General features: G+C 63.2%; 21 protein-coding genes. 11 read left to right on the top strand and 10 right to left on the bottom strand.

Annotated elements, in window-relative coordinates; translation table 11 throughout:
• The first annotated feature begins 130 nt into the window (after positions 1 to 130).
• The 5 genes from ACIPZ8_RS02365 to ACIPZ8_RS02385 are packed head-to-tail and all read left to right on the top strand — an operon-like array spanning position 131 to position 6,630.
• A complete protein-coding gene (locus ACIPZ8_RS02365; RefSeq protein WP_400719392.1) occupies positions 131 to 3,598 on the top strand; it encodes a response regulator in 3,468 nt (1,155 codons plus the stop codon).
• Positions 3,595 to 4,416, top strand: coding sequence for a CheR family methyltransferase (locus ACIPZ8_RS02370; protein ID WP_400719393.1), 822 nt, complete (start codon positions 3,595 to 3,597; stop codon positions 4,414 to 4,416). The genes ACIPZ8_RS02365 and ACIPZ8_RS02370 overlap by 4 nt, the downstream gene beginning before the upstream one ends.
• On the top strand, positions 4,413 to 4,988 hold the full coding sequence (locus ACIPZ8_RS02375; protein ID WP_400719394.1) for a chemotaxis protein CheB: 576 nt from the start codon (positions 4,413 to 4,415) through the stop codon (positions 4,986 to 4,988). The genes ACIPZ8_RS02370 and ACIPZ8_RS02375 overlap by 4 nt, the downstream gene beginning before the upstream one ends.
• On the top strand, positions 4,982 to 6,208 hold the full coding sequence (locus tag ACIPZ8_RS02380; protein ID WP_400719395.1) for an ATP-binding protein: 1,227 nt from the start codon (positions 4,982 to 4,984) through the stop codon (positions 6,206 to 6,208). Before ACIPZ8_RS02375 ends, ACIPZ8_RS02380 begins: the two co-directional genes overlap by 7 nt.
• 44 nt (positions 6,209 to 6,252) lie before the next feature.
• Complete coding sequence (locus ACIPZ8_RS02385; RefSeq protein ID WP_023629509.1) at positions 6,253 to 6,630, top strand: response regulator; 378 nt, start codon at positions 6,253 to 6,255, stop codon at positions 6,628 to 6,630.
• A 48-nt stretch (positions 6,631 to 6,678) separates the two neighbouring features.
• On the opposite strand, the gene ACIPZ8_RS02390 is transcribed toward ACIPZ8_RS02385, so the two are convergent.
• From ACIPZ8_RS02390 to ACIPZ8_RS02400, 3 genes are read right to left on the bottom strand one after another with little or no spacing between them, the layout of a single operon-like run.
• Complete coding sequence (locus tag ACIPZ8_RS02390) at positions 6,679 to 7,260, bottom strand: TetR/AcrR family transcriptional regulator (protein WP_400719396.1); 582 nt, start codon at positions 7,258 to 7,260, stop codon at positions 6,679 to 6,681.
• A gap of 12 nt (positions 7,261 to 7,272) precedes the next feature.
• Positions 7,273 to 8,121 (bottom strand): 3-hydroxybutyryl-CoA dehydrogenase, encoded by an 849-nt coding sequence (locus ACIPZ8_RS02395; RefSeq protein ID WP_400719397.1) that lies wholly within the window; start codon positions 8,119 to 8,121, stop codon positions 7,273 to 7,275.
• Between the two features lie 12 nt (positions 8,122 to 8,133).
• A complete protein-coding gene (locus ACIPZ8_RS02400) occupies positions 8,134 to 9,318 on the bottom strand; it encodes an acetyl-CoA C-acyltransferase family protein (protein WP_103447928.1) in 1,185 nt (394 codons plus the stop codon).
• A gap of 168 nt (positions 9,319 to 9,486) precedes the next feature.
• Here ACIPZ8_RS02400 and ACIPZ8_RS02405 point away from each other — a divergent pair, with 168 nt between their 5' ends.
• Entirely contained in the window at positions 9,487 to 10,533 is a 1,047-nt protein-coding gene (locus ACIPZ8_RS02405) for an AraC family transcriptional regulator ligand-binding domain-containing protein (RefSeq protein ID WP_400719398.1), read from the top strand.
• Here ACIPZ8_RS02405 and ACIPZ8_RS02410 read toward each other — a convergent pair.
• The 5 genes from ACIPZ8_RS02410 to ACIPZ8_RS02430 form a co-directional block, all read right to left on the bottom strand.
• Entirely contained in the window at positions 10,502 to 11,953 is a 1,452-nt protein-coding gene (locus tag ACIPZ8_RS02410; protein ID WP_400719739.1) for a catalase, read from the bottom strand. The two genes, ACIPZ8_RS02405 and ACIPZ8_RS02410, sit on opposite strands and share 32 nt — an antisense overlap.
• Positions 11,954 to 12,160: 207 nt before the next feature.
• Complete coding sequence (locus tag ACIPZ8_RS02415; RefSeq protein ID WP_400719741.1) at positions 12,161 to 12,703, bottom strand: WYL domain-containing protein; 543 nt, start codon at positions 12,701 to 12,703, stop codon at positions 12,161 to 12,163.
• A 108-nt stretch (positions 12,704 to 12,811) separates the two neighbouring features.
• Positions 12,812 to 13,249, bottom strand: coding sequence for a PaaI family thioesterase (locus ACIPZ8_RS02420; protein ID WP_400719399.1), 438 nt, complete (start codon positions 13,247 to 13,249; stop codon positions 12,812 to 12,814).
• 18 nt (positions 13,250 to 13,267) lie between these two features.
• Positions 13,268 to 13,705: a hypothetical protein gene (locus tag ACIPZ8_RS02425; protein ID WP_400719400.1), complete on the bottom strand. Its 438-nt coding sequence runs from the start codon at positions 13,703 to 13,705 to the stop codon at positions 13,268 to 13,270.
• A 137-nt stretch (positions 13,706 to 13,842) separates the two neighbouring features.
• Positions 13,843 to 14,751 carry a LysR family transcriptional regulator gene (locus tag ACIPZ8_RS02430; protein WP_400719401.1) on the bottom strand — a complete coding sequence of 303 codons (909 nt, stop codon included), beginning with the start codon at positions 14,749 to 14,751 and terminating at the stop codon, positions 13,843 to 13,845.
• Between the two features lie 178 nt (positions 14,752 to 14,929).
• On the opposite strand from ACIPZ8_RS02430, the gene ACIPZ8_RS02435 reads away from it, so the two are divergent.
• The 3 genes from ACIPZ8_RS02435 to ACIPZ8_RS02445 are packed head-to-tail and all read left to right on the top strand — an operon-like array spanning position 14,930 to position 18,528.
• The gene (locus ACIPZ8_RS02435; RefSeq protein ID WP_400719402.1) at positions 14,930 to 16,234 is read left to right on the top strand and encodes an MFS transporter; all 1,305 of its coding nucleotides are present in this window, start codon (positions 14,930 to 14,932) and stop codon (positions 16,232 to 16,234) included.
• Positions 16,235 to 16,264: 30 nt separating this feature from the next.
• Complete coding sequence (locus ACIPZ8_RS02440; RefSeq protein WP_400719403.1) at positions 16,265 to 17,506, top strand: Zn-dependent hydrolase; 1,242 nt, start codon at positions 16,265 to 16,267, stop codon at positions 17,504 to 17,506.
• A complete protein-coding gene (locus ACIPZ8_RS02445; protein ID WP_400719404.1) occupies positions 17,506 to 18,528 on the top strand; it encodes a histone deacetylase family protein in 1,023 nt (340 codons plus the stop codon). Before ACIPZ8_RS02440 ends, ACIPZ8_RS02445 begins: the two co-directional genes overlap by 1 nt.
• 92 nt (positions 18,529 to 18,620) lie before the next feature.
• Here the strand turns inward: ACIPZ8_RS02445 and ACIPZ8_RS02450 are convergent, their stop codons facing one another.
• Positions 18,621 to 19,391, bottom strand: a complete 771-nt coding sequence (locus ACIPZ8_RS02450) for an RHS repeat-associated core domain-containing protein (RefSeq protein ID WP_400719405.1) — start codon at positions 19,389 to 19,391, stop codon at positions 18,621 to 18,623.
• A 528-nt stretch (positions 19,392 to 19,919) separates the two neighbouring features.
• Between ACIPZ8_RS02450 and ACIPZ8_RS02455 the strand changes: the two genes are divergently transcribed.
• The gene (locus ACIPZ8_RS02455; protein WP_400719406.1) at positions 19,920 to 20,123 is read left to right on the top strand and encodes a hypothetical protein; all 204 of its coding nucleotides are present in this window, start codon (positions 19,920 to 19,922) and stop codon (positions 20,121 to 20,123) included.
• 334 nt (positions 20,124 to 20,457) lie between these two features.
• Here the strand turns inward: ACIPZ8_RS02455 and ACIPZ8_RS02460 are convergent, their stop codons facing one another.
• Positions 20,458 to 21,882, bottom strand: coding sequence for a PLP-dependent aminotransferase family protein (locus ACIPZ8_RS02460; protein ID WP_400719407.1), 1,425 nt, complete (start codon positions 21,880 to 21,882; stop codon positions 20,458 to 20,460).
• 325 nt (positions 21,883 to 22,207) lie between these two features.
• Here ACIPZ8_RS02460 and ACIPZ8_RS02465 point away from each other — a divergent pair, with 325 nt between their 5' ends.
• Positions 22,208 to 23,617 carry an amino acid permease gene (locus tag ACIPZ8_RS02465; RefSeq protein WP_400719408.1) on the top strand — a complete coding sequence of 470 codons (1,410 nt, stop codon included), beginning with the start codon at positions 22,208 to 22,210 and terminating at the stop codon, positions 23,615 to 23,617.
• Positions 23,618 to 23,619: the final 2 nt, after the last annotated feature.

Consider the following 23,619-nt stretch of genomic DNA (forward strand, 5'->3'; position numbering starts at 1 on the left):
GCTAAATGCCCTGCCGAAGCCGCCCAAGCGGGTTAGACTCGTTTGTTGACCGGTGAGCGCAGCGGCAGAAAACAACAGGCTTCGGCCGCCACACTTTTTCAATGGACCTTTTTCGCGCGGGCGTTTTCAGATGATTCAAGCAGCCTCGATGGACCAGCAAAGCTTTCGCAAGCTGTTGAGCCGAAATATCGGCCTGCCCCTGGCAGTGGGCCTGCTCGGCGCCGTGGCCTTCGTCGCGGTGATCAACTACCTGCTTTCGGCCATGCAGTGGGTCGAGCACACCGATCGGGTGATCGGCAATGCCAACGAAACGGTCAAGCTGTCGATCGACATGGAAACTGGCATGCGCGGTTTTCTGATCACCGGTGACGAACGCTTCCTCGACCCCTACGAGGTGGCCAAGCCGCGCATCCTCGGTAGCTTGCAGAGCCTGCGCGGCATGGTCGAGGACAACCCGCAACAGGTCGACCGCATCGATCGGCTGATTGCCTTGCAGAACGCCTGGAACGCCTTCGCCGGCGAAATGATCAGCCAGCGTCGCAGCGGTGGCGACTACCGAGCTTCGGTTGGCAATGGCCGCGGCAAGCGCATCACCGACGAGATCCGCAAGGAGTTCGACGGCCTTATCGGCACCGAACAGCAGCTGCGCATGGCGCGCACCGAGAAGGTCAGCACGGTGACCGTCGCCGCCATTTCCGCCTTCGTGTTGTTGATCGTCGGCCTCAGCGCCTTGCTCGCCTTCCTCGGCCGTCGCGATCTGTTGGCCCTGTCTGGCAGCTACTCGGAAAACCTGCAGGCTCAGCAGCGCGCCGCCGAACGCCTGGAGCATCAGGCCTGGCTGCGCAATGGCCAGACCCAGTTGGCCGAGCAGGTGTTGGGCCAGCTGACCTTGCCGATGCTCGGCGACAACATTCTGCGCTTCTTCGCCAGCTACCTGGGCAGCGTGGTCGGTGCGCTCTATGTGCGCGACGAACATGGCCGCCTGGTACGCGTGGCCAGCTACGGCCTGGCAGCCGATGAGCAGGCTCGCCAGCAGGTGCTGGGTGACCACGACGGCCTGCTGGCCCAGGCCGTGCGCGAAGGGCGCCTGCTGCGCCTGGACGACCTGCCAGAGGATTACTACCACCTCAGCTCGGGCCTGGGCCGCGGCATGCCGCGCAGTGCGCTGCTGATGCCATCCCGTGATGACGGCCAGATCAACGGGGTGATCGAACTGGGCTTCCTGCGCCCGCTGCAGGCGCGCGACGACGAGCTGATGCAGCGGGTCGGCGAGAACCTCGGCATTTCCATCGAAAGCGCCCGTTACCGCCAGCGCCTGCAGGAAGTACTGGCCGAGACCCAGCAGCTCAACGAAGAACTGCAGGTCCAGCAGGAAGAGCTCAAGACCGCCAACGAAGAGCTCGAAGAGCAATCGCGGGTGCTCAAGGAGTCCCAGGCCCACCTGGAAACCCAGCAGGCCGAGCTTGAGCAGACCAATGAGCAGCTGTCCGAGCGTACCGAGGCTCTGGACCGCAAGAACGACGAGCTCAGCCAGGCCCAGGAAGAACTGCAGGCCCGCGCCGACGACCTGCAGCGCTCGAGCAAGTACAAGTCCGAGTTTCTCGCCAACATGTCCCACGAGCTGCGCACGCCGCTCAACAGCTCGTTGATCCTGGCCAAGCTGCTGGCCGAGAACGGCGAAGGCAACCTCAGCGCCGAGCAGGTCAAGTTCGCCGAGTCCATCTACTCCGCCGGCAACGACCTGCTGAACCTGATCAACGACATCCTCGACATCGCCAAGGTCGAGGCCGGCAAGCTCGAAGTGCGCCCCGAAAGCACTCAGCTGGAGCGCCTGGTCGAAGGCTTGCGTGGCATGTTCCTGCCATTGGCCGAGCACAAGGGCCTGGGCTTCGAGGTCACGGTCGAAGCGCAGGTACCGGCCACCTTGTTCACCGACCGCCAGCGCCTGGAACAGATCCTCAAGAACCTGTTGTCCAACGCCATCAAGTTCACCGAGCGGGGCCAGGTCAGCCTGAACATCGGCTACCAGGCCGGCAGTGGCATCATCTTCTCGGTGCGCGACAGCGGCATCGGCATTGCCGCCGACCAGCAGCAGGCGATCTTCGGCGCCTTCCATCAGGTCGACGGCACCAGTAACCGCCGCTACGGCGGTACCGGCCTGGGGCTGTCGATCTCGCGCGACCTGGCGCATCTGCTGGGCGGGCAGATCAGCGTCGACAGCAGCCCTGGCAAAGGCAGTGTGTTCAGCCTGAGCCTGCCCGAGCGCTATGAGGCACAAGGCGAAGAAATCGAAGCCCTGAGCCTGCGCCCGACCGTCGACAGCCTGCCACCGGCACCCAAGGCCGTCGCGCCGGCCGCGGTCAAGCGCCCGGTGCCGGCGTTCGCCGACGACCGCGAGCGGGCGCCGTTCGGCAACCGTTGCATCCTGGTGATCGAGGACGAACCGAACTTCGCCCGCATCCTCTTCGACCTGGCCCACGAGCTGGGCTACAGCTGCCTGGTGGCCCAGGGTGCCGACGAGGGCTTTGAACTGGCCGTGCAGTACGTACCCGATGCGATCCTGCTGGACATGCGCCTGCCTGACCACTCCGGCCTGACCGTGCTGCAGCGCCTGAAGGAGCAGGCCAGCACCCGGCACATCCCGGTGCACATCATCTCGGTGGAGGACCGCGTCGAGGCAGCGATGCACATGGGCGCGGTGGGCTACGCGGTCAAGCCGACCAGCCGGGAAGAGCTCAAGGACGTCTTTGCCCGCCTGGAAGCCAAGCTGACCCAGAAGCTCAAGCACATCCTGCTGGTGGAGGACGACGACCTGCAGCGCGAGAGCATCGCCCGCCTGATCGGCGACGACGATGTCGAGATCACCGCCGTGGCCATGGCCCAGGATGCCCTGGCGCTGCTGCGCGAGAACATCTACGACTGCATGATCATCGACCTCAAGCTGCCCGACATGCTCGGCAACGAGCTGCTCAAGCGCATGACGGCCGAGGATATCCGTTCGTTCCCGCCGGTGATCGTCTACACCGGGCGCAACCTCACCCGCGAAGAAGAGGCCGACCTGCTCAAGTATTCGCGCTCGATCATCATCAAGGGCGCGCGCTCGCCCGAGCGCCTGCTCGACGAAGTGACGCTGTTCCTGCACAAAGTGGAATCGCAGCTGTCCCATGAACGCCAGCGCATGCTCAAGACCGCGCGCAGCCGCGACAAGGTGTTCGAGGGCCGCAAGGTGCTGCTGGTGGACGACGATGTGCGCAACATCTTCGCCCTCACCAGCGCCCTGGAGCACAAGGGCGCCATCGTCGAGATCGGCCGCAACGGGCGCGAAGCCATCGAGCGCCTTGAACAGCACGACGACATCGACCTGGTGCTGATGGACGTGATGATGCCGGAGATGGACGGCTTCGAGGCCACCCGCCTGATCCGCCAGCAGCCGCGCTGGCGCAAGCTGCCGATCATCGCCGTCACCGCCAAGGCGATGAAGGACGACCAGCAGCGTTGCCTGCAGGCCGGCGCCAATGATTACCTGGCCAAACCGATCGACCTGGACCGCCTGTTCTCGTTGATCCGCGTGTGGCTGCCGCAACTGGAGCGAATTTGACTAGCGAGCGCAACACCGACATCGAAATCCGGCTGCTGATCGAGGCGATCTACCTCAAGTACAGCTACGATTTTCGCAACTACTCCGGCGCTTCGATCAAGCGCCGGATCCTCCATGCACTGCGCCAGTTCGACTGCCTCACGGTGTCGGCACTGCAGGAGCGGGTGCTGCACGACCCGGGCATGTTCATGCAGCTGCTGCAGTACCTGACGATCCCGGTCAGCGAGATGTTCCGCGACCCCGGCCACTTCCTCGCCCTGCGCCAGGAGGTGGTGCCGCTGCTGCGCACCTGGCCTTCGATCAAGGTGTGGATTGCCGGCTGCAGCACCGGGGAAGAGGTGTACTCGATGGCCATTCTGCTGCGCGAAGAGGGCCTGCTGGAACGCACCATCATCTACGCCACCGACATCAACCCGCATTCGCTGGACCGTGCCAAGCAGGGTATCTACTCGATGCAGAGCATGCGCGAGTATGAAGAAAACTACCGCCTGGCGGGCGGGCGCCGCGACTTTGCCGAGTACTACACCGCGGCCTATGGCAACGCCATCATGGACAGCAGCCTGCGTGACAACGTGACCTTCGCCGACCACAGCCTGGCCACCGACAGTGTGTTTTCCGAAACCCAGCTGGTGTCGTGCCGCAATGTGCTGATCTACTTCAACAAGGCGCTGCAGGACCGCGCGCTCGGGCTGTTCCACGAGTCGCTGTGCCACCGTGGTTTTCTGGTACTGGGCAGCAAGGAGTCGGTGGACTTCTCAGCCTACAGCGAGTGCTTCGAGCCGCTGGTCAAGCCCGAACGGATCTACCGCAAATCATGAACGGCGTACGCGCGGTGGTCATCGGCGCCTCGGCGGGCGGCGTCACGGCACTGTTCACGGTGCTCGGGGCGCTGCCGGCCAGTTTTGCCATTCCGGTACTGTGCGTGCTGCACCTGCCGGACGACCGCCACAGCCAGCTGGCCGAGGTGCTGCAACGGCGCTTGCAGCGGCCGGTGCGCCAGGCCTGTGACAAGGAAGCCATTGCCCCGGGGCAGATCTACGTGGCCGGGCCGGGTTATCACCTGTCGGTGGAAGCCGATTTCAGCCTGTCGCTCAGCCAGGAGGAACCGGTGCATTTCTCGCGCCCGGCCATCGATTTTCTGTTCACCTCGGCGGCCGATGCCTATGGCCCCGGGTTGCTCGGCGTGCTGCTCACCGGGGCCAACGAGGATGGCGCCGAAGGCCTTGCCTACATCAAGAACAGCGGCGGCCGGACCATCGTCCAGGACCCCCGCGACGCACAGGTGGCGTTGATGCCGCAGGCCGCTCTGGCCCGGCACGACCCTGACCTTATCCTTTCTCTGAGCGGTATCGGGCAGTTGCTCGCTACCCTGGAACCCAGCGCATGCTAAGCCACACCACTGCCAAACTGCTGATCGTCGACGACCTGCCGGAAAACCTGCTGGCTCTGGCCGCCCTGATCCAGGGCGAAGACCGCGAGGTGCACCAGGCGCAGTCGGCGGAAGCGGCCTTGTCGCTGTTGCTCGAGCACGAGTTCGCCCTGGCCATTCTCGACGTGCAGATGCCGGGCATGAACGGCTTCGAGCTGGCCGAGCTGATGCGCGGCACGGAAAAGACCCGCAACATCCCGATCGTCTTCGTCACCGCTGCCGGGCGTGAAATGAACTATGCCTTCAAGGGCTACGAGAGCGGCGCGGTGGACTTCCTGCACAAGCCCCTCGACACCCTGGCGGTGAAGAGCAAGGTGTCGGTGTTCGTCGACCTGTACCGCCAGCGCAAGGTGCTCGACCGGCAGCTGCAGGCGCTCGAGCGCAGCCGCCAGGAGCAGGAAATGCTGCTGGCCCAGTTGCAGGTGGCGCGTGGCGAGCTTGAGCACGCGGTGCGCATGCGCGACGACTTCATGTCGATCGTTGCCCACGAAGTGCGCACGCCGCTCAATGGCCTGATCCTGGAAACCCAGTTGCGCAAGATGCACCTGGCCCGCAGCAACCTCGACGCGTTCAGCGCCGACAAGCTGCAGACCATGGTCGAGCGTGACGAGCGCCAGATCAACAGCCTGATCCGCCTGATCGAAGACATGCTCGATGTGTCGCGCATTCGCACCGGCAAGCTGTCGCTGCGGCCGAAGGCGTTCGACCTGGGGCAGCTGGTGGCAGGCCTGGTGGAGAACTTCGCCGCTCAGGCCACCGCCCTGGACACGCACATCGAACTGCAGCGTTGCGACGCCTTGCAGGGCCTGTGGGACGAATTCCGTATTGAGCAAGTCCTGGCCAATCTGTTGTCCAATGCATTGCGCTACGGCGAGCACAAACCGGTGCACGTGCGGGTATTCGCCCAGGACGACATGGCCTGGGTACAGGTGCAGGACCACGGGATCGGCATCAGCGCCAGTAACCAGCAGCGCATTTTCCAGCAGTTCGAACGGGTTGCCACCCAGCAGGCCAGTGCTGGGCTTGGGCTGGGGCTGTACATCTCGGAACAGATCGTCCAGGCGCACGGTGGGCGGATACAGGTCGAGAGCGAGGTGGGGCAGGGCGCGACCTTCAGCTTGGTGCTGCCTCTGGCAGGGGTTAGCGAACAAAACGACCAGCTGCGGGCAACCTCCGCGTAAGCCTGGGGTCAGATGGCCAACTGTATGAATTTCAAGGCGTTGTCATGAGTGAAGATGCACAAGATGTGGTGCTGGTGGTCGAGGATGAACCGGCGATCCGGATGATCCTGCGCGACTACCTGGCGGGTGAGGGCTACCACGTGCTGGTGGCCGAGGACGGTGAGCAGGCTTTCGCCATTCTGGCGAGCAAGCCGCACCTGGACCTGATGGTGACCGACTTCCGCTTGCCCGGTGGCATTTCCGGGGTGGAGATCGCCGAGCCTGCGGTGAAGTTGCGGCCGGACCTGAAGGTGATTTTCATCAGTGGCTACCCGGCGGAGATCCTCGAGTCCGGCAGCCCGATCGCGCGCAAGGCGCCGATCCTGGCCAAGCCGTTCGACCTCGACACCCTGCACGAGCAGATCCAGGCGCTGCTGCGTTAACCTGCACCGGCCTCTTCGCGGGTAAACCCGCGAAGAGGCCGGTCCTGTTTAAACCAAGGTCCGCTCGATCCCGCCAACCAGCAGGCTCTCCATCAACCCCAGCCCCTGTTCCTCGGGCAAGTCCTTGAGCATCCCCGGCAGCTGGTTCAGCAATGTCGCCACCACATGCGCGGTCGCCACCAACGCCTCACCCTGCAACGTCGCCCGTGGCGCAATCAGGCGCAGCAACCCCGCCTCGTAACGCTTGCGCAGCAACCCCAGGCGCGCCTGCTGTTCCTCGCTCAGGCAGCACAGGTCCCGCTCGGCCAGGCGAAACTGCATGGGCCGCTCGGCATGCAACTGCCAGTGCGCGGCAATCAGGCAGCCCATCGCCGAAGCCCCTCGGGCCATGGCCCGGCGCCCTTGCTCCAAGGTAGCCTGCAGTTCCTCGTACAGCTCCTCGATCAGGTCGAACAGCAGATCCTGCTTGCTGGGAAAATGGTGATACAGGGAACCGGCGGTCAGGCCCACATGCGCCGCCAGCTCGCGCATGCTGACCTGGCCAAAGCCCTTTTCGGCGAACAGCGCCATGGCCCGGTCGCGTCGCTCCTCGAAGTTGGCACAGCGCATGGCGGCATTGACCGGGGGCATGGCGTGCGCTCCTCAGTAGGTGAAGAAGCCGCGGCCGGTCTTGCGCCCCAGCCATCCGGCCGCGACCATTTCCTTGAGCAGCGGGGCAGGGCGGTATTTGCTGTCGTTGAAGCCTTCATGGAAGGCCTCGATGATCGCCAGCAAGGTATCCAGGCCAATCAGGTCGGCCAGGGCCAGTGGGCCGATCGGCTGGTTGCAGCCCAGGCGCATGCCGGTGTCGATGTCCTCAGCACTGGCCAGGCCTTCCTGGCGCACGAAGATCGCTTCGTTGATCATCGGCACCAGGATGCGGTTGACCACGAAGCCCGGGCGGTTGCCGGCGGTGATCGGCGTCTTGCCAAGCTTCTCGGTGACCACCAGTGCCTGGGCATAGGTACTGTCGCTGGTCTGCAGGCCGCGGATGATCTCGACCAGGGCCATCATCGGCACCGGGTTGAAGAAGTGCACGCCGATGAAGCGCTCAGGATGCTCGATGCTGGCGGCCAGCTGGGTCACCGACAGCGACGAGGTGTTGGTGGCGATCAGGCAGTCGGCGGCTACGTTGGCTGCCACCTGCTGCAGGATGCGCTGCTTGAGCTGCAGGTTCTCGGTGGCCGCCTCGATCACCAGCTGCGCACTGCTCAGCTGGGCATAGTCGGTGCTGGTGCGGATGCGGGTTTTCGCCGCCTCGGCGCGTTCGGCGTCGAGGGTGCCCTTGCTGACCTGGCGCTCCAGGTTCTTGTTCAGGGTGGCCACGCCACGCGCCAGCGCGGCGTCGGCAACGTCCACCAGCAGGACCTGGTAGCCGGCCACCGCGCACACCTGGGCGATACCGTTGCCCATGGTGCCGGCGCCAATCACGGCAATCTGTTCAATCGTCATGGTTCAGTTCCCTCAGACGCGCTCGAAGACCACGGCAATGCCCTGGCCGCCGCCGATGCACATGGTGGCCAGCGCATAGCGGCCCTGGATGCGTTGCAGTTCGTGGATGGCCTTGGTGGCGATGATCGCCCCGGTGGCGCCGACCGGGTGGCCGAGGGAAATGCCCGAGCCGTTCGGGTTGACCTTCTCCGGGTCGAAGCCGAGCTCGCGGGCCACGGCACAGGCCTGGGCGGCGAAGGCTTCGTTGGACTCGATCACGTCCAGGTCGCTGACGTTCAGGCCTGCCTTTTCCAGCACCTTGCGGGTCGCCGGGATCGGGCCCAGACCCATCAGCTCCGGCTCGACACCGGCGTGGGCATAGGCCACCAGGCGCGCCAGCGGCTTCAGGCCCAGGCGGCGTACGGCATCACCGGTGGCCAGCACCAGGCCGGCAGCGCCATCGTTGATACCGCTGGCGTTGCCGGCGGTGACGGTGCCGTCCTTCTTGAACACGGTTTTCATGCCGGCCAGTTGCTCGGCAGTGACATCGGCGCGCACATGCTCGTCGACGGCGAACTGCACGGTGCCTTTACGGGTTTTCAGCTCCAGCGGCACGATCTGGCTGTCGAAGCGGCCTTCGGCCTGGGCGCGGGCGGCGCGGCGCTGGCTGGTCAGGGCCAGTTCGTCCTGCATTTCGCGGCTGATGCCGTGTTTGGCAGCGACGTTTTCCGCAGTGATGCCCATGTGGAAATGTTCGAACGGGTCCTGCAATACGCCGACGGTGTAGTCGATGCCTTGCAGATCGCCCATGCGTGCGCCCCAGCGTGCCTGCGGCAGCAGGTACGGGCCACGGCTCATGGACTCGGCACCGGCGGCCAGGGCCACGTCGGCGTCACCCAGCAGCAGGCACTGGGCGGCCGAGACGATGGCCTGCAGGCCCGAACCGCACAGGCGGTTGACGTTGAAGGCCGGGGTTTCCTTGGGGATGCCGGCGTTCATCGCCGCTACTCGCGACAGGTAGGCGTCGCGTGGCTCGGTAGGGATGACGGTGGCCATCACCATGTGGCCGATCTGCTCGGCGGGCACGCCCGAGCGCTCGATGGCGGCGCGGGTCACGGCGGTGGCCAGGTCGGCCAGTGGCAGGTCCTTGAGGGAGCCACCGAAACCACCAATGGCGGTACGGACGGCACTGACGACGTAGATTTCTGCGCTGCTCATAGAGGCTCCGATTGCGAAGGCATGGCGGGAACGGGCCAGGCTCTGCGAGAATGGCCGGCGATCCCGAGGTGGGTTCGAGTCTAGGCAAAGGCTCTGTTGCAGCCTATGCCGGATCTGTTCAGTCAACCTGGCATTTTTTGCCACTCAGCATAGACAGCGAATTCCGCCATGCGCGATAGCGATTCGGTCGCGGTGTACTTTCTCAATGCCATGCTGCATGCCTTGCGCGACCGGCCTGAAGTGCTGGAGGCGCGGCTGCGTGGGGTGGGCATCGACCCGGCCGTGCTCGGCCAACCCCAGGCACGGGTGCCGGCCAAGGCCTTCGCCCGCTTGTGGCTGGAGCTGATCGCATTGCTGGACGACGAGTTCTTCCGCCTCGACAGCCATGGCATGCCGCTGGGCAGCTTTGCCCTGATCTGCCGTGGCCTGATTCAGGAACCCAACCTGGAGAAGGCCCTGCGCCAGTGCATGAGCAGTTTCGCCCTGTTCCTGCGTGACCTGCGCGGCAGCCTCACGATACGCGGCGGGCGCGCAGTGATCAGCGTGCAGTCGGCGATCGCCGACCCGCTGACCCGGGTGTATGCCGAGGAAACCTACCTGGTGCTGATGATCGGCCTGCTGTGCTGGCTGGCCGGGCGGCGCATTGCCATCGACCGCACGGAGCTGGCGGTGGCGCGCCCGGCCCAGGACGATGACGCGCTGCTGTGGGGGCCGGACCTGCGCCTGGGCAGCGGGCGCACCGAGGTCGAGTTCGACAGTGCCTGGCTGCGCCTGCCGGTGGTGCAGGACCTGGCGGGCCTGAAGACCTTCCTGCGCAGCGCGCCGCAGGGCCTGGTGATCCGCTTTCGCAATCAGAACGGGCTGGTGGCCGAGGTATATCGCCATTTGCGCGCACGCCGCTATGGGCAATGGCCGACGCTTGCGGCCATGGCTGAACAGCAGGGCATCAGTGCCAGCACCTTCCGCCGCCAGCTGGAGCGCGAGGGGCGCTCGTACCAGCAGATCAAGGATGAAGTGCGCCGGGCGATGGCCTTCGAGCGCTTGCGCGAAGGCACCTTGAGCATTGCCGAAATTGCCGAGCAGGCCGGCTTCCAGGAGCCCAGTGCGTTTCACCGGGCGTTCAAGAAATGGACCGGGCAGAGTCCAGGCAGCTATCGGGCCAGGCTGGCCGGGCTCGCAAACTTCAATCCCGCAGGTCGGCAGCCAGAGCCTTGACCCGCTGCAGGTCACCTTGCGCAATTCTTGCAACTCTCGTCCCGTAATCGGCATCGGCTTTGTACAGGAACGACAGGATGATGTGCTTGCTCTGCTCATCGGCGACCGCCAGCGACTGACCAAAACTGTTGACCAGGTCGCGCTGCTCGCTTTTCGAGTAGGCGCGGTAAAGGTCACCGGCCTGCTTGAAGTTCTGTTCCCGGGTGATGCCCCGTTGCTGGGTGCTGCCGCTCAAGGCCAGTTCACTGAAGCGTGCCGAGTCGGTAGTGCTGCGCGGATGCAGGCGGCTGGGCTGGTAGTTGACCATGCCACGGGTGCGGTTGGGGTTGAGTGCACCATCCTGGTTGCCATTGTTGACCGCCGCCCGCGGCTGGTTGATCGGCAGGCTGCCGGCGTTGGCGCCGACCCGGTACATCTGTGTGTCGGCGTAGGAGAACAGCCGGCCCTGCAGCAAGCGGTCTTCGGAGGGCTCTATACCCTTGATCAGGTTGGACGGTGCCAGGGCGACCTGTTCGGTTTCCTGGAAGAAGTTGCCGACATTACGGTTGAGCACCATCTGCCCGACCCGACGCTCGGGCACACCCGGCCAGACCTTGGTGGCGTCCAGCGGGTCGAAGTCGAAGGCTGACAGCTGCTCAGGGCGCAGTGTCTGGATATAGAGGTCCCACTTGGGATAGTCGCCACGGGCGATGGCAGCGACCAGATCCTCGGTCATGTGACTGAAGCTTTTGCCCTGGATCTGCTCGACAGCCTTGGGGTCGAGGTTTTCCTGGCCTTGCAGGCTCTTCCAGCGGAATTTCACGTAGGTGGGTTCACCGTTGGCGTTGACGAACTTGTAGGCATGCACGCTGTTGCCATCCATGTGTCGATAGCTCTTTGGCGTGCCTTCGTTGGAGTACAGCAGGGTCAGGGTGCGGGTAGCCTCCGGCATGTGCGAGAACAGGTCGAAGCGCCGGGCGTCGTTGCCCAGATTGGTGCGCGGGTCGGGCTTGAAGGCGTGGACCATGTCGGGGAACTTGATGGCGTCGCGGATGAAGAACGTCGGAAAGTTGTTGCCGACCAGGTCCCAGTTGCCCGCAGTGGTGTAGAACCGGGTGGCGAAGCCTCGCGGGTCGCGCAGGGTTTCCGGTGAGTGCAGGCCATGCACAACCGACGAGAAGCGCACGAATACCGGGGTTTTTTCGCCTGGCGTGAACAGCGGCGCCGAAGTCAGCGCGGACAGGTCTTCGGACGCGGTGAACTCGCCATGAGCGCCGGTGCCGCGGGCGTGCACCACGCGTTCGGGGGTGCGTTCGCGGTCGAAGCGTTGCAGCTTCTGGATCAGCTGCACGTCCTGCAGCAAGGTCGGGCCATTGGCGCCGGCAGTCTGGGAGTGCTGGTTGTCGCCGACCGCTGCGCCGTTGTCGCGGGTCAGGGGCATGGCGAACAGCGCGGGGCTTGCAAGAACGGTTGCACACAGCAGCGTCAACGCAGGGCGATTGGAGCGGGTCGAAAGCATGGTCGTGGCACTCGCTAGATCAAGGGAGTGCCGATGCTAGTAATCCTGCAGGAGCCTCACCGTAAGGCGGCTCATCTCATGCTGTAGGACATGTCGTGTAGAAAGCCACTGGATTGATGTGCGGCAACTTCAATAACCATCGTCGTTCAACGCCAGGCTCTGGCGCAGCTGTTCGACCATCGACACGCGCAGTGTTTCCGGTGCCTTGACCCGGATCGAGCCGGCCTGTGACAGCAGCCAGCCCATCAGCGCACGGCTGTCTTCGACCGTTGCCGCGAGCATCGCACCGCCTTTGTCATGCGGAGCCAGGCGCATGTCCTCAGACAGCGGCTGGTCTTCCAGGCGACGGGCGAGGCCATCGTCGACCCAGGCCTGCAGTTCGATCCGTTGCGAAGGGGTGAGTAGATCCGGTTGCAGTTGCTGGGCCTCATCCAGGCTAAGGCCCGGCTGCCAGTACCAGCCGTAGGGCATGCCCTTGCTGTTGCAGTGCAGCGGGAACAGCGTCGTCAGTTCGTTGAGGTCGCGCTCGACCGTGCGCTTGCTGGTCTTGTGGCCAGCCTTGGCCAGTGCGGCCTGCAGCTGCGTGGAACTCATCCCGGGGTGGCGGTCGGGTAGCAGTTTCAGCAGCTGCCATTGGCGGGCGATGGTGTGGCGGGTCGGGTGGCTGGGCACGAGTGTTTCGTCCTTGAAGAACAGGCACTGGGCGTACCTGAGTAATGTCATATGGCTATTACTTGAGCATACTCCCTCAACGGATAGGATCCAAGTTTAGTAGCTAATTCAGATAGCGCCGTGCCGCGCCAGGTCAATCACCTTGTAACATGCGGTTGCGGTCGCCAAGGTCTTGCCCCTGGCATCCTTGAGCTCGCCTTTGGTGTAGCAGTACTTGCCGCATCGCCTGTACAGCTTGGCCACCCCGGTGATCTGCCCGGGTAGGGCAGGTCGCAGGAAAATCGTCGACATTTTCAGCGTCACAGCAACCTCATGCTGGTCCAGTAGTGCATAAATGGCCGGTCCCATGCAGTCATCGAGCATTGCCGTCAGCATCCCACCCTGGATCTTGCCCATGGGGTTGGTAAGTGAACTGGAAGCGTCGAACTCCACCGTAATTTCACGCGTGCGATGCTCATGCCTGAGCAGGTGCCAGCCTAGCAACCGGGCTGCGTTGGGGATGGGAATCAAACCGGCGACCGCTTGCCAGAACAGGTTCTCTTTCATGGTGCTGACTCCCTGCAATTACATATTGACCTTGGCCAGTACGCCGAACAGAAAACCCAGCCACGTGAGCACCGCTGTCAACCAGCCGAGCATGACCGGGGGAGAGGCATTGGTTCGGCGTTTTACCTGACTGCTCACTACGATGATCGGTGTGATGGCGAGCAGGCAGTAACCCTGCAGCAGCACCAGCAGATTCAGCGGAATGTGCAGACGATGGAGTTGCACAAGCATCACCAGCCCCGCGCAGGCAATGGCCAACCATCCCCAGCCGACCATGCGCAGGAAGGTCAGCAGCAAGAACTGCAACGAGGCGTCCAGAGCATGCCACGGCCGCTCTATTGCAGCGGCATGGTAGGGCAGGAACCGGGAGCGGCTGGCATAGATGAGGGCAAGCACAGCGATGATCAGCAATGCTGCCCCGTAACTTGCCAGGTGAAGCCAGATGAGCCATTGCATGGGTTCTGAACCTCTGGGTGCCTGGCGCGATGGTTACCCGCATCAGGCAGAGGGTCTACTGGCAGAAATGGCTGGTGGCGAAATGCTAGTTGGCCGAGCAGCCGCAATGATCCATTTGATCGAGCGGCTCACAAACGTCACAGCAGGCTCTGTTGCAGTGCCCCGATAAACACCTCTTCAGCCCGGCTCAACCGCTGTTCCCTGTTCCACAACAGGTGAATATCCACATCGGCAATCCCTTCCTCAGGCGCCAGCTTCCACAGCAGTCCCGCTGCGACATCGGGTGCAACCACATGCTCGGGCAGGCAGCCGATGCCAAATCCGGCAATTACCAGTCGGCGCACCTCCTCAAGGCTGGGCGACGACGCCACGATCCGCCCGGAAAACCCTTGCTGGTCGCGGAAAATGGTCAGCGGCGACAACATGCCGCCAATCTGGTCGCTGGTGAAGCTGACGAAATTCTCCCGCTGCAGATCGCCCTCGGCCTGGCCGAACAGGGCATGGTGCTTGCCGCAGAAAAACGCATAGCGCTGGCGCAGGAACAGGCGCTGTTCCAGCCGTGGCTGCGGCCGGCGGTTGAGGCTCAGGCCTGCGGTGGCGGTCTTTTCCTGCAAGGCGGCGACGATGTCCGAGCTACGCATCACGTCGATCTCCAGGTCCACGCGTGGGTGCTGGCGATGAAAGTCAGCCAGTAGATCATCGAACCGCTCGCTGACGATGCGGCTGATCATCAGCAAGCGCACCTTGCCCACCAGTTCGTCCGCCGGTTGTTCCAGTAACCCGCCGATCTGCGACATCTGCCCATACACCTCACCCGCCAACTGAAACAGTTGTTCGCCCATGTCGGTGAGCACGAAACGTGGCCCGCGGCGGGCGATCAACTGGCGGCCAAGCTGTTCCTCCAGACGTTTGAGCGCCTGGCTCACAGCCGGTTGGGTCAGGTGCAGGCGCGCGGCGGCGCGGCTGATGGACAACTCCTGGCCGATCACCCGAAAGGTGCGCAGCAGGTTCCAGTCGAGACGGTCGTTGAGCAGGCGGTCGGACATGGCTGGCTCGATGATAAGCAGGGCTAATAGTACGAATAATAAATAGAAAATTGACTAATCATAGCCCCGGGACGATAAATCGCAGTCATTGAGGCCAACACCGACCTAAAGGCCATGCGCCACCAGAGCGCCGCCGTGACCATTAACTCCTGCCAGAAAAACAAGCAAAGGAGCCCCCATGAAGCCCATCGCTTCGCCCCAGCCGCGCCGTGCCGCCGCCGCCGCGTTCATCGGTACCATGATCGAGTGGTACGACTTCTACATCTACGCCACCGCCGCCGCCCTGGTGTTCGGTGCCTTGTTCTTCCCCTCTGACGACAGTTTGTTCAGCACCATGGCCGCCTTCGGCACCTTCGCCGTGGGCTTCTTCGCCCGGCCACTGGGCGGCATCGTGTTCGGCCATGTGGGTGACCGCATCGGGCGCAAGAAATCGCTGGTCATCACCTTGCTGATGATGGGCATTGTCACCGTGTGCATCGGCCTGTTGCCGACCTATGCGCAGATCGGCGCCGCCGCGCCGGTGCTGCTGATCATCCTGCGGGTGATCCAGGGTATCGCCGTGGGAGGCGAGTGGGGCGGGGCGGTGTTGATGGCCGGTGAGCATGCGCCCAGGGGCCGGCGCAATTTCTTCGCCTCGTTCGCCCAATTGGGCAGCCCGGCGGGCCTGATCCTGTCGCTGCTGGCCTTTGGCGCGGTGACCCGCCTGCCGGAGCAAGACCTGATGAGCTGGGGCTGGCGCGTGCCGTTCCTGGCCAGTGCGCTGTTGCTGCTGGTGGGCCTGGCGATTCGCCTGGGGGTCAACGAGTCACCCGAATTCATTGCCAGCCGCGAGCAGGCGGCCAATGCCCAGCGCAAGGAGCAGGCACCGGTACTGGAAGTGCTGCGTACCGCCTGGCGCCCGCTGCTGCTGTGCATCGGTGCCAACACCCTGGGCATTGCCGGAGTCTATTTCACCAACACCTTCATGATCAGCTACACCACCCAGCAGCTTCACCTGGAGCGCTCGCTGATCCTCGAATGCCTGTTCTTTGTGGCGATCATCCAGTTCTGCGTGCAGCCGCTGGCCGCGTGGCTCTCGGAAAAGCTCGGCGCCACTCGCTTCCTGGCCCTGGTCGCATTGCTGGCGATGGCCTCGCCATACCCGATGTTCGTGCTGGTCAGCTCCGGCGAAGGCCCGCTGATCGTGCTCGGCATCGCCTTGGCGGCGGCCTGCATGGCCTCGTTCTACGCGGTGATCGCCGGCTACGTCAGCGGCATGTTCGAAACCCGCGTGCGCTACACCGCGATTTCCCTGGCCTACCAGGTGTGCGGCGCCATCGCTGGCGGCCTGACCCCCCTGATCGGCACCTGGCTGGCCCACACCTTCACAGGCCTTTGGTGGCCGATGGCGGTGTTCTACACCCTGATCGCCACCATTTCGCTGATCTGCGTGCTCGCCCTGGCACGCCAGTACGCCCGTAGCCAGCGCCTGGAACTGGCCTGATCGATCCATCTGATTGTGGAGTACCCGCACATGTTGAAAAGCAATGGCGAACGCCTGTGGGCGAGCCTGATGGCCATGGCCGAAGTCGGCGCCACCGCCCGTGGCGGCAGCTGCCGCCTGGCCCTGAGCGACGAGGACAAGGCTGGCCGTGAACTGTTCAGCCACTGGTGCCGCGAAGCTGGCCTGACGCTGAGCGTGGATGCCATCGGCAACCTGTTCGCCCGCCGCGCCGGCAGCGACCCGACGGCCGCCCCGGTGATGATGGGCAGCCACCTCGACACCCAACCTGAGGGCGGCCGTTTCGATGGCGTTTATGGTGTGCTGGCGGGCCTTGAGGTGGTGCGCCGCCTCAACGACCTGGACATCCAGACCCGCAAGCCGCTGGAAATCGCGGTGTGGACCAACGAGGAGGGCGCCCGCTTCACCCCGGCCATGTTTGGCTCGGCGGTGTTCACCGGCACCCTGGCGCTGGACCAGGCCCTGGCCATCCGTGACGCCGACGGCATCAGCGTCGCCGACGAGCTGCAGCGCACCGGCTACGCCGGCCAGCGCCCGTTGGGCGGCCAGGTCGATGCCTACTTCGAGGCGCATATCGAGCAAGGCCCGATCCTTGAAGACAACGCCAAGGCCATTGGTGTAGTTAGCGGTGGTCAGGCCATCCGCTGGCTGGACGTGACCGTCGAAGGCATGGCTGCCCATGCCGGCACCACACCGATGCCGCTGCGCAGGGACGCCCTGTACGGCGCGGCGCGTATGATCCAGGCGGTCGAGCAACTGGCGGCTGACTTTGCGCCAGAAGGCCTGACCACCGTGGGCGAACTGTCGATCGCCAAGTCCTCGCGCAACACCATCCCCGGCGTGCTGCGCTTTACCGTCGACCTGCGCCATCACCGTGACGAAGCCATCGAAGACATGGAGCGTGATCTGACCCTTAAGCTGCAGGCCATCGCCCACCAGCGCGGCCTGCAGGTGCGCATCGAGCGCCACTGGGTCAACCCGGCCACGCCGTTCGATGCCGACTGCGTGGCCGCCGTGCAGCAGGCGGTAGACGGCCTTGGCTATGCCCAGCAGTCCATCGTCAGTGGCGCCGGACACGATGCTATCCTGCTGGCCCGCTACTGCCCGACGGCGATGGTGTTCATCCCCTGCGTCGGCGGCCTGAGCCACAACGAAGCTGAAGACGTGCTGCCCGAGGATGCCCGCCAGGGCGTCGACGTACTGCTCAACGCCGTGCTGACCCGCGCCGGCCGAGTCGAACAAGGAGAAGCCTGATGCATTGCTACTTCCACCCCGAACAACTGCTGCACCACCCGCGCAGCTACTACTCGCGCGGCGCCATGCGCACCCCGCAGGAGGTCCCCGAACGTGCCCAGCGCCTGCTGCAGGCGGCCAAGGGCCTGGGCTTCGACATCCGCCAGCCCGCCGATGCCGGCCTCGCGCCGCTCAAGGCGGTGCATGGCGAGGCCTACCTGGCGTTCCTCGACGAGGCCCATGCGCGCTGGAAGGAAGTGCCCGAGGACTGGGGCGACGAGGTGATGTCGAACATCTTCGTGCGCGAGCCCAACGCCCTGCGCGGCATCCTCGCCCAGGCCGGGCGCTACCTGGCCGATGGCAGCTGCCCGGTGGGTGAGCACACCTGGCGTTCGGCATATTGGTCGGCGCAGAGCGCGGTTGCCGGGGCCCAGGCCATTCTCGATGGCGAGCCGGCAGCCTACGCGCTATGCCGGCCACCGGGGCACCATGCGCGGTTCGATGCGGCGGGTGGGTTCTGCTACATCAACAATGCTGCGGTGGCCGCCCAGGCCCTGCGTAGCCGCTACAGCCGGGTGGCGATTCTCGATACCGACATGCACCACGGGCAGGGGATTCAGGAGATCTTCTATGAACGTAGCGATGTTCTGTACGTGTCGACCCATGGTGACCCGACCAACTTCTACCCGGGTGTGGCCGGGTTCGAGGACGAGCGCGGCAGTGGTGCGGGGGAAGGGTACAACCTGAACTTGCCGATGGCACATGGGGCCAGCGAGGCGGACTTCATGGGGCAACTGGATATTGCACTGGCTGCGGTGCAGGACTTTGGGGCCGAGGTGCTGGTGTTGTCGCTCGGGTTCGATATCTACGAGCTGGATCCGCAGAGCAAGGTAGCGGTGACGACGGAAGGGTTCGCGGCGTTGGGTGAGCGGATTCGGGCGTTGCGGTTGCCTTGCGTGATTGTTCAGGAGGGGGGGTATCACCTGGAGAGTCTGGAGGCGAATGCGCAGGCCTTTTTTGTCAGCAGTGTCGATTGGCGATAAGGGCTGCACGCCGGCAGTTGAAGTGTCGCTGCCGGCGTCCCTGATAATGTTCGATAATATGGACAAGGATGTGTGCCCTTGCAGATATGCGGCTAACCATGCCTGACGTTTGCGCCTAAGCTTTCGAGATAGTCCCTGGCCGGCTTCAACTGTTCAACTGAAGGTTGGTAGTGTCCAGAGGTATTGGTTAGAGTGAAACTTTCTCCTGCTCTAATTATGTATCCTGCGCTGACAATTTCGCTTTGCCCACCGAGTGCTATCTGTCCAAGTCTGGCTATGCTGGCATGGCTTAGATCTCCATCTTCAAAGCGATAGCTGCCGATCAGAAAATTGTTGTCTCGAGTGAGTATGAATTTATTTTTTAAGTGCTCTGGCACTCTGTGCAAGCTCTCTATGCCTTTTGCTAATGTAATGTGGGCTTTTCCGGTAGTGATTAACTCTTCAGCATCCCACATCTCGCATTGCAGCTTTTCAGGTTCGAGGTTGTCTAGGGTTTTCCACATGCTGCTTATTGCTTTTCTAGGCTTCAGAGGTTTTTTGAACCTATTAACTGCTAAAATTTTAATGGCTGTAACCTTGAGCCGGGATTTGCCGCTAGGGTCTTGTGAGTTGATGGGGTCGTTGAGGCAGTAGGCATAGCAGTTCAAACCTCCGCGATTAAAAGGGCTTAGTGCGTCAGTACTGGTGAAGCGCATCAGTCGAGGGTTGTATAGTCGGTGTCCATTTCCGAGGGCGTAACATTCCATTGGAGTAGAATAAAGCTCGCCGTTGAATCCCAGTAATCCAGTTTGTAAGGTACTTGTTTTTCGATGGCCGTAAGGGGCGTAGGCCTGCCAACTAACTCCAGAAGACACTTCATTCATAGTCTACTTCCCACCGATTGCGCGTGATTGGACACACCTTCCACTATTGCCTATCTGCTTGATTCTGGATAGCTGGTAAAAATATCAGATGGGAGCAGTTACTTGATTTGTTGAGCCGTGGAGTCCAACCCGGCTCAGTGTGCCCTGGCCTTGGGAGTCACGAATCACGCCGTCGACTAGTTCGGTGAAGGGTGTCCTACGGTGGATTCAGATGCCTCCTACAAAATTGGAGTGGAGGTCCCTGGCCCTGGGAAATTACCCTACAGCTCCTGTCGACAGCCGTCTGATTGTTCCTGGGAAGTGCAGCCTCTAGGCTTTTCGGGTCGCTGAGGGTTCAGCGATCGGGTGTGGAAACCCGGCGATTGGTATGGTGACTGTTGTCATGACAGCTGTGCACGGGAGGCTTTCGGGCCTACCGGGTTCGCCATACGCCTGGTTTTCCACCCCGTTTGCAGCTGTCACCCCAATGAGTGGAAACGGACGGGTGACAGATCCCTATCTCGCGCAATCAGCGATGACATTGTGCCCATGGAATATGTACTGCTGAATGTCTCCAATTACCTGACGTTCGCCTACAGCGACAGTCGTCGGGCGCTTGAGCGTGTCGAGGATGAAGAGACTCGGCAGTTGTTGCTGCATGGGCTGCGGGCGATACAGATTGCCTGGGGCAGGCGGATGCGCTTGCTTCGGCGTTGGAGCGCAAGGGAGGACGGGGGATTGCATAAGGGCTGACAGGTGCTTGCCGCGGCATTTACAGCGCCTATGAGATCGAGCGCCGCCCGCGCGGCGCATCGCGGATAAATCCGCTCCTACATTTGTTGCAACGTGGCCATGCATGTGAGGCCATGGTTGTCAGCCTTGTTGGCATGACGGGATTTTAAGGTGGGCATTGATGCCGCCCCACATGACTTGAGACATGCATCAAGGCGGGCAACCATGGCCTGTCAGGTTCGGCACGTTGCAACAAATGTAGGAGCGGATTTATCCGCGATGCGCCGCGCGGGCGGCGCTCGATATCCCAGGCGCTGAATATGCCAAGGTGAACACCTCGGCCCCCCAAAAATCCCTAAATCCCACCCCGCCGCACATGCTTCACCAACACCTTCTCCAACAACTCCCACATCGCCGGATCCGTACTGAACGCCACATTGAACCGCATCCACCCGGTCGCCTTGGCATCCACCATGAACAACTGCCCAGGCCCGAGCATGATGCCTTTCTCCAACGCATCATCGAGCAACGCCGCGCTGTCCGGAATCGCCGGGTGGCGGGTCCAGATATACATCCCTTCATCCGACTCGATGAACAGTTCAAAGCCCAATCGATGCAGATGCCTGCCAACCTCCTGATGCGCCTCGGCCAGGCGCTGGCGCAGGCGCTTGAGGTGCTTGCGCCAGCGCCCGTCGATGATTGCGGCGTACACCACCCGCTCCATCACCTGCGAGGTGGTCAGCCCCGAGCGCATCTTCAGGTGCAGCAGCTTCTGCATCAGCTCCGGGTTGGCCAGCAGGTAGCCGACCCGCACGTTGGGCGAGATGCTCTTCGAATAACTGCCCACGTACACCACCTGCTGCAGGTGGTCGAGGCTGGCCAGGCACGGCTGCGGTTCGGCGACCATGTCGGCGTACAGGTTGTTTTCCACCAGCCGGAAGCCGTGCTGGCTGGCCAGCTGCAGCAGGCGGTGCAGTTGCGGCAGCGGGGTGCGTGAGCAGGTCGGGCTGTGCAGGTGCGGCTGGGTGAAAAAGGCAGTCGGGCGGTGGTGCGCCAGCAGCTGCTCGAGGTGATTGAGGTCATAACCGTTCGGCGTGCGCGGTACGCCGATCAGCGTTGCGCCCTGGGTGCGCAGGATACTCATCAGGTTGGGGTAACCCGGGTCGTCCACCAGCACCACGTCACCGGGGCGTACCAAGGTGCGCACGGCCAGGTCCAGGGCCTGGCTGGCGCCGTGGGTGAGCATCAGCTGAGCCGGGTTGCAGACGATCGACAGCTCCTGCTGCAGGTTCTGCGCGGTCAGTGCGCGCAGCTCCGGCAGGCCCATCGGGTCACCGTAGCCAGACAGCTCCAGCGGGCTGCCGGCCACCTGGCGCAAGCCACGGCGCAGGCCTTCTTCGTACATCCAGTCGTTGGGCAACCAGCCGCAGCCGGGCTTGTACGGCAGTTGGCGGGTTTCGAAGATCTGTTGCAGGTACCACTCGGAATTGAACGTCGGGCGGCCGCTCTCGGCCTCGCTGTGGTGGCTTTCCAGCAGCTCGTTCGCTGCACGATTGACGAAGAACCCCGCATTGCCCTTGCTCACCAGCAGCCCCTGGGCGACCAGGCGATCATACGCCTCGACCACGGTGAAGGTGCTCACCGAGTAGCTAGCTGCGAAGGCGCGGATCGATGGCACCTTGGCGCCCGGCTTGAGGGTCTGGTTGTCGATCAGCTCGCGCAGGCCGTCGATGATCTGGTTGACCAACGGCGTGGAAGAGTCTGGATGTAATTCGAACATTCGGGGCCTTCAAGAGTGCGGAACGCCAGGCGCAGCGGGGTGTATTGCATCGGCGGCCTGTACAGTGCAGTGCGAGATTCATGCCACTGTGCATGGCTCTCTACGTCGGACATTTTTACATTAGGTGTCAGATATCGCCACATAAAGCATGTTCAGTTCGCCCCAGGTGCCAACCCTGGGGCGCGTCAGCAGGCCGCCACGGAAGGCCTGCGTGTGTTTGCGCACACCATCCTGCCCGCATTAGCACTGATGTACAGGTGAAACCGAGAGCCATCGGGGTTTCACAGTTTTCCTTGGATAAAAAGAAGCACGGGGTACACAACTGATGGACGCAACATCCACAACCACCACCGCGAAAAGCGGGCACGAGAGCAAGCTCAGTGCCTCGCTCAAGTCGCGCCACCTGACGATGATGTCGATCGCCGGGGTTATCGGCGGCGCCTTGTTCGTCGGTTCCGGCAGCGTCATCCACAGCGCCGGCCCGGCCGCAGTGCTGGCCTACCTGGCCGGCGGCATCCTGGTGGTCCTGATCATGCGCATGCTGGGTGAAATGGCGACCTCTTCGCCTGACACCGGCTCGTTCTCCACCTACGCGGACCGCGCGATCGGCCGCTGGGCCGGTTTCACCATCGGCTGGCTGTACTGGTGGTACTGGGTCATCCTGATGGCCTGGGAAGCCTATGTGGCGGGCAAGATCCTGCATGGCTTCTTCCCCGACGTGAGCGTCAACGTGTTCGTGCTGGCCACGACCCTGTTGCTGATCACCGTCAACTTCTTCAACGTCAAGCACTACGGTGAGTTCGAATTCTGGTTCGCGCTGATCAAGGTGGTGGCGATTGTCTGCTTCCTGGTGGTCTGTACCGCTGCGGTAATGAACATCTGGCAGTTCGGTGAAGTGCGTGGCATGACTCACCTGACCGCCGAAGGCTTCATGCCCAACGGCATCACCACGGTCATTGGTGCGTTGCTCGGGGTGATGTTCGCCTTCCTCGGCGCCGAAATCGTCACCATCGCCGCTTCCGAAGCCAAGGACCCGGCCACCCAGATCGTCAAGGCCACCAACTCGGTGGTATGGCGTGTGTGCCTGTTCTACGTCGGCTCGATCTTCCTGATCGTCTGCCTGGTACCGTGGAACGACCCGCAACTGGGCGTTTCCGGCTATGGCGCCTACCGCCGTACCCTGGAGCTGCTGGGCGTGCCGCACGCCGAGCTGTTGATGAACTTCGTGGTGCTGACCTCGGTAAGCAGCTGCCTGATCTCGGGCCACTACACCGCCTCGCGCATGCTGTTCTCCCTGGCCCAGCGTGGCGATGCGCCGTCGTTCTTCAAGATCACCCGCGCCGGCACCGGTGTACCGGTGTACGCGATCATCGGCTCCTGCGCCGTGGCCGTGGTCTGCGCGCTGATCAACTTCAGCGAGACCCTGCGCCCGAAAGACGTGCTGGAAACCCTGATGAACACCACCGGCATGATCGCCCTGCTGGTGTACCTGGTGATTGCCTTCTCGCAGCTGCGCATGCGCCGCAAGCTGATTGCCGAAGGCAAGGAAGTGCGCCTGCAGATGTGGCTGTTCCCGTGGCTGACCTACCTGGTGATCGGCTTCATTATCGCTGCGCTGGTGACCATGGCCTTCATGCCTGACTACCAGATCCTGGTGATCTCCACCGGCATCGCCGCGGCGGTCGTGGTGGCCATGGGCGTGGTCCACCAGATCCGCTCTGGCAAGCAGCACTAAGC

The sequence above is a fragment of the Pseudomonas sp. NPDC089422 genome (genome assembly GCF_044749405.1).
In the GTDB taxonomy this organism is placed as follows: Bacteria; Pseudomonadota; Gammaproteobacteria; order Pseudomonadales; family Pseudomonadaceae; genus Aquipseudomonas.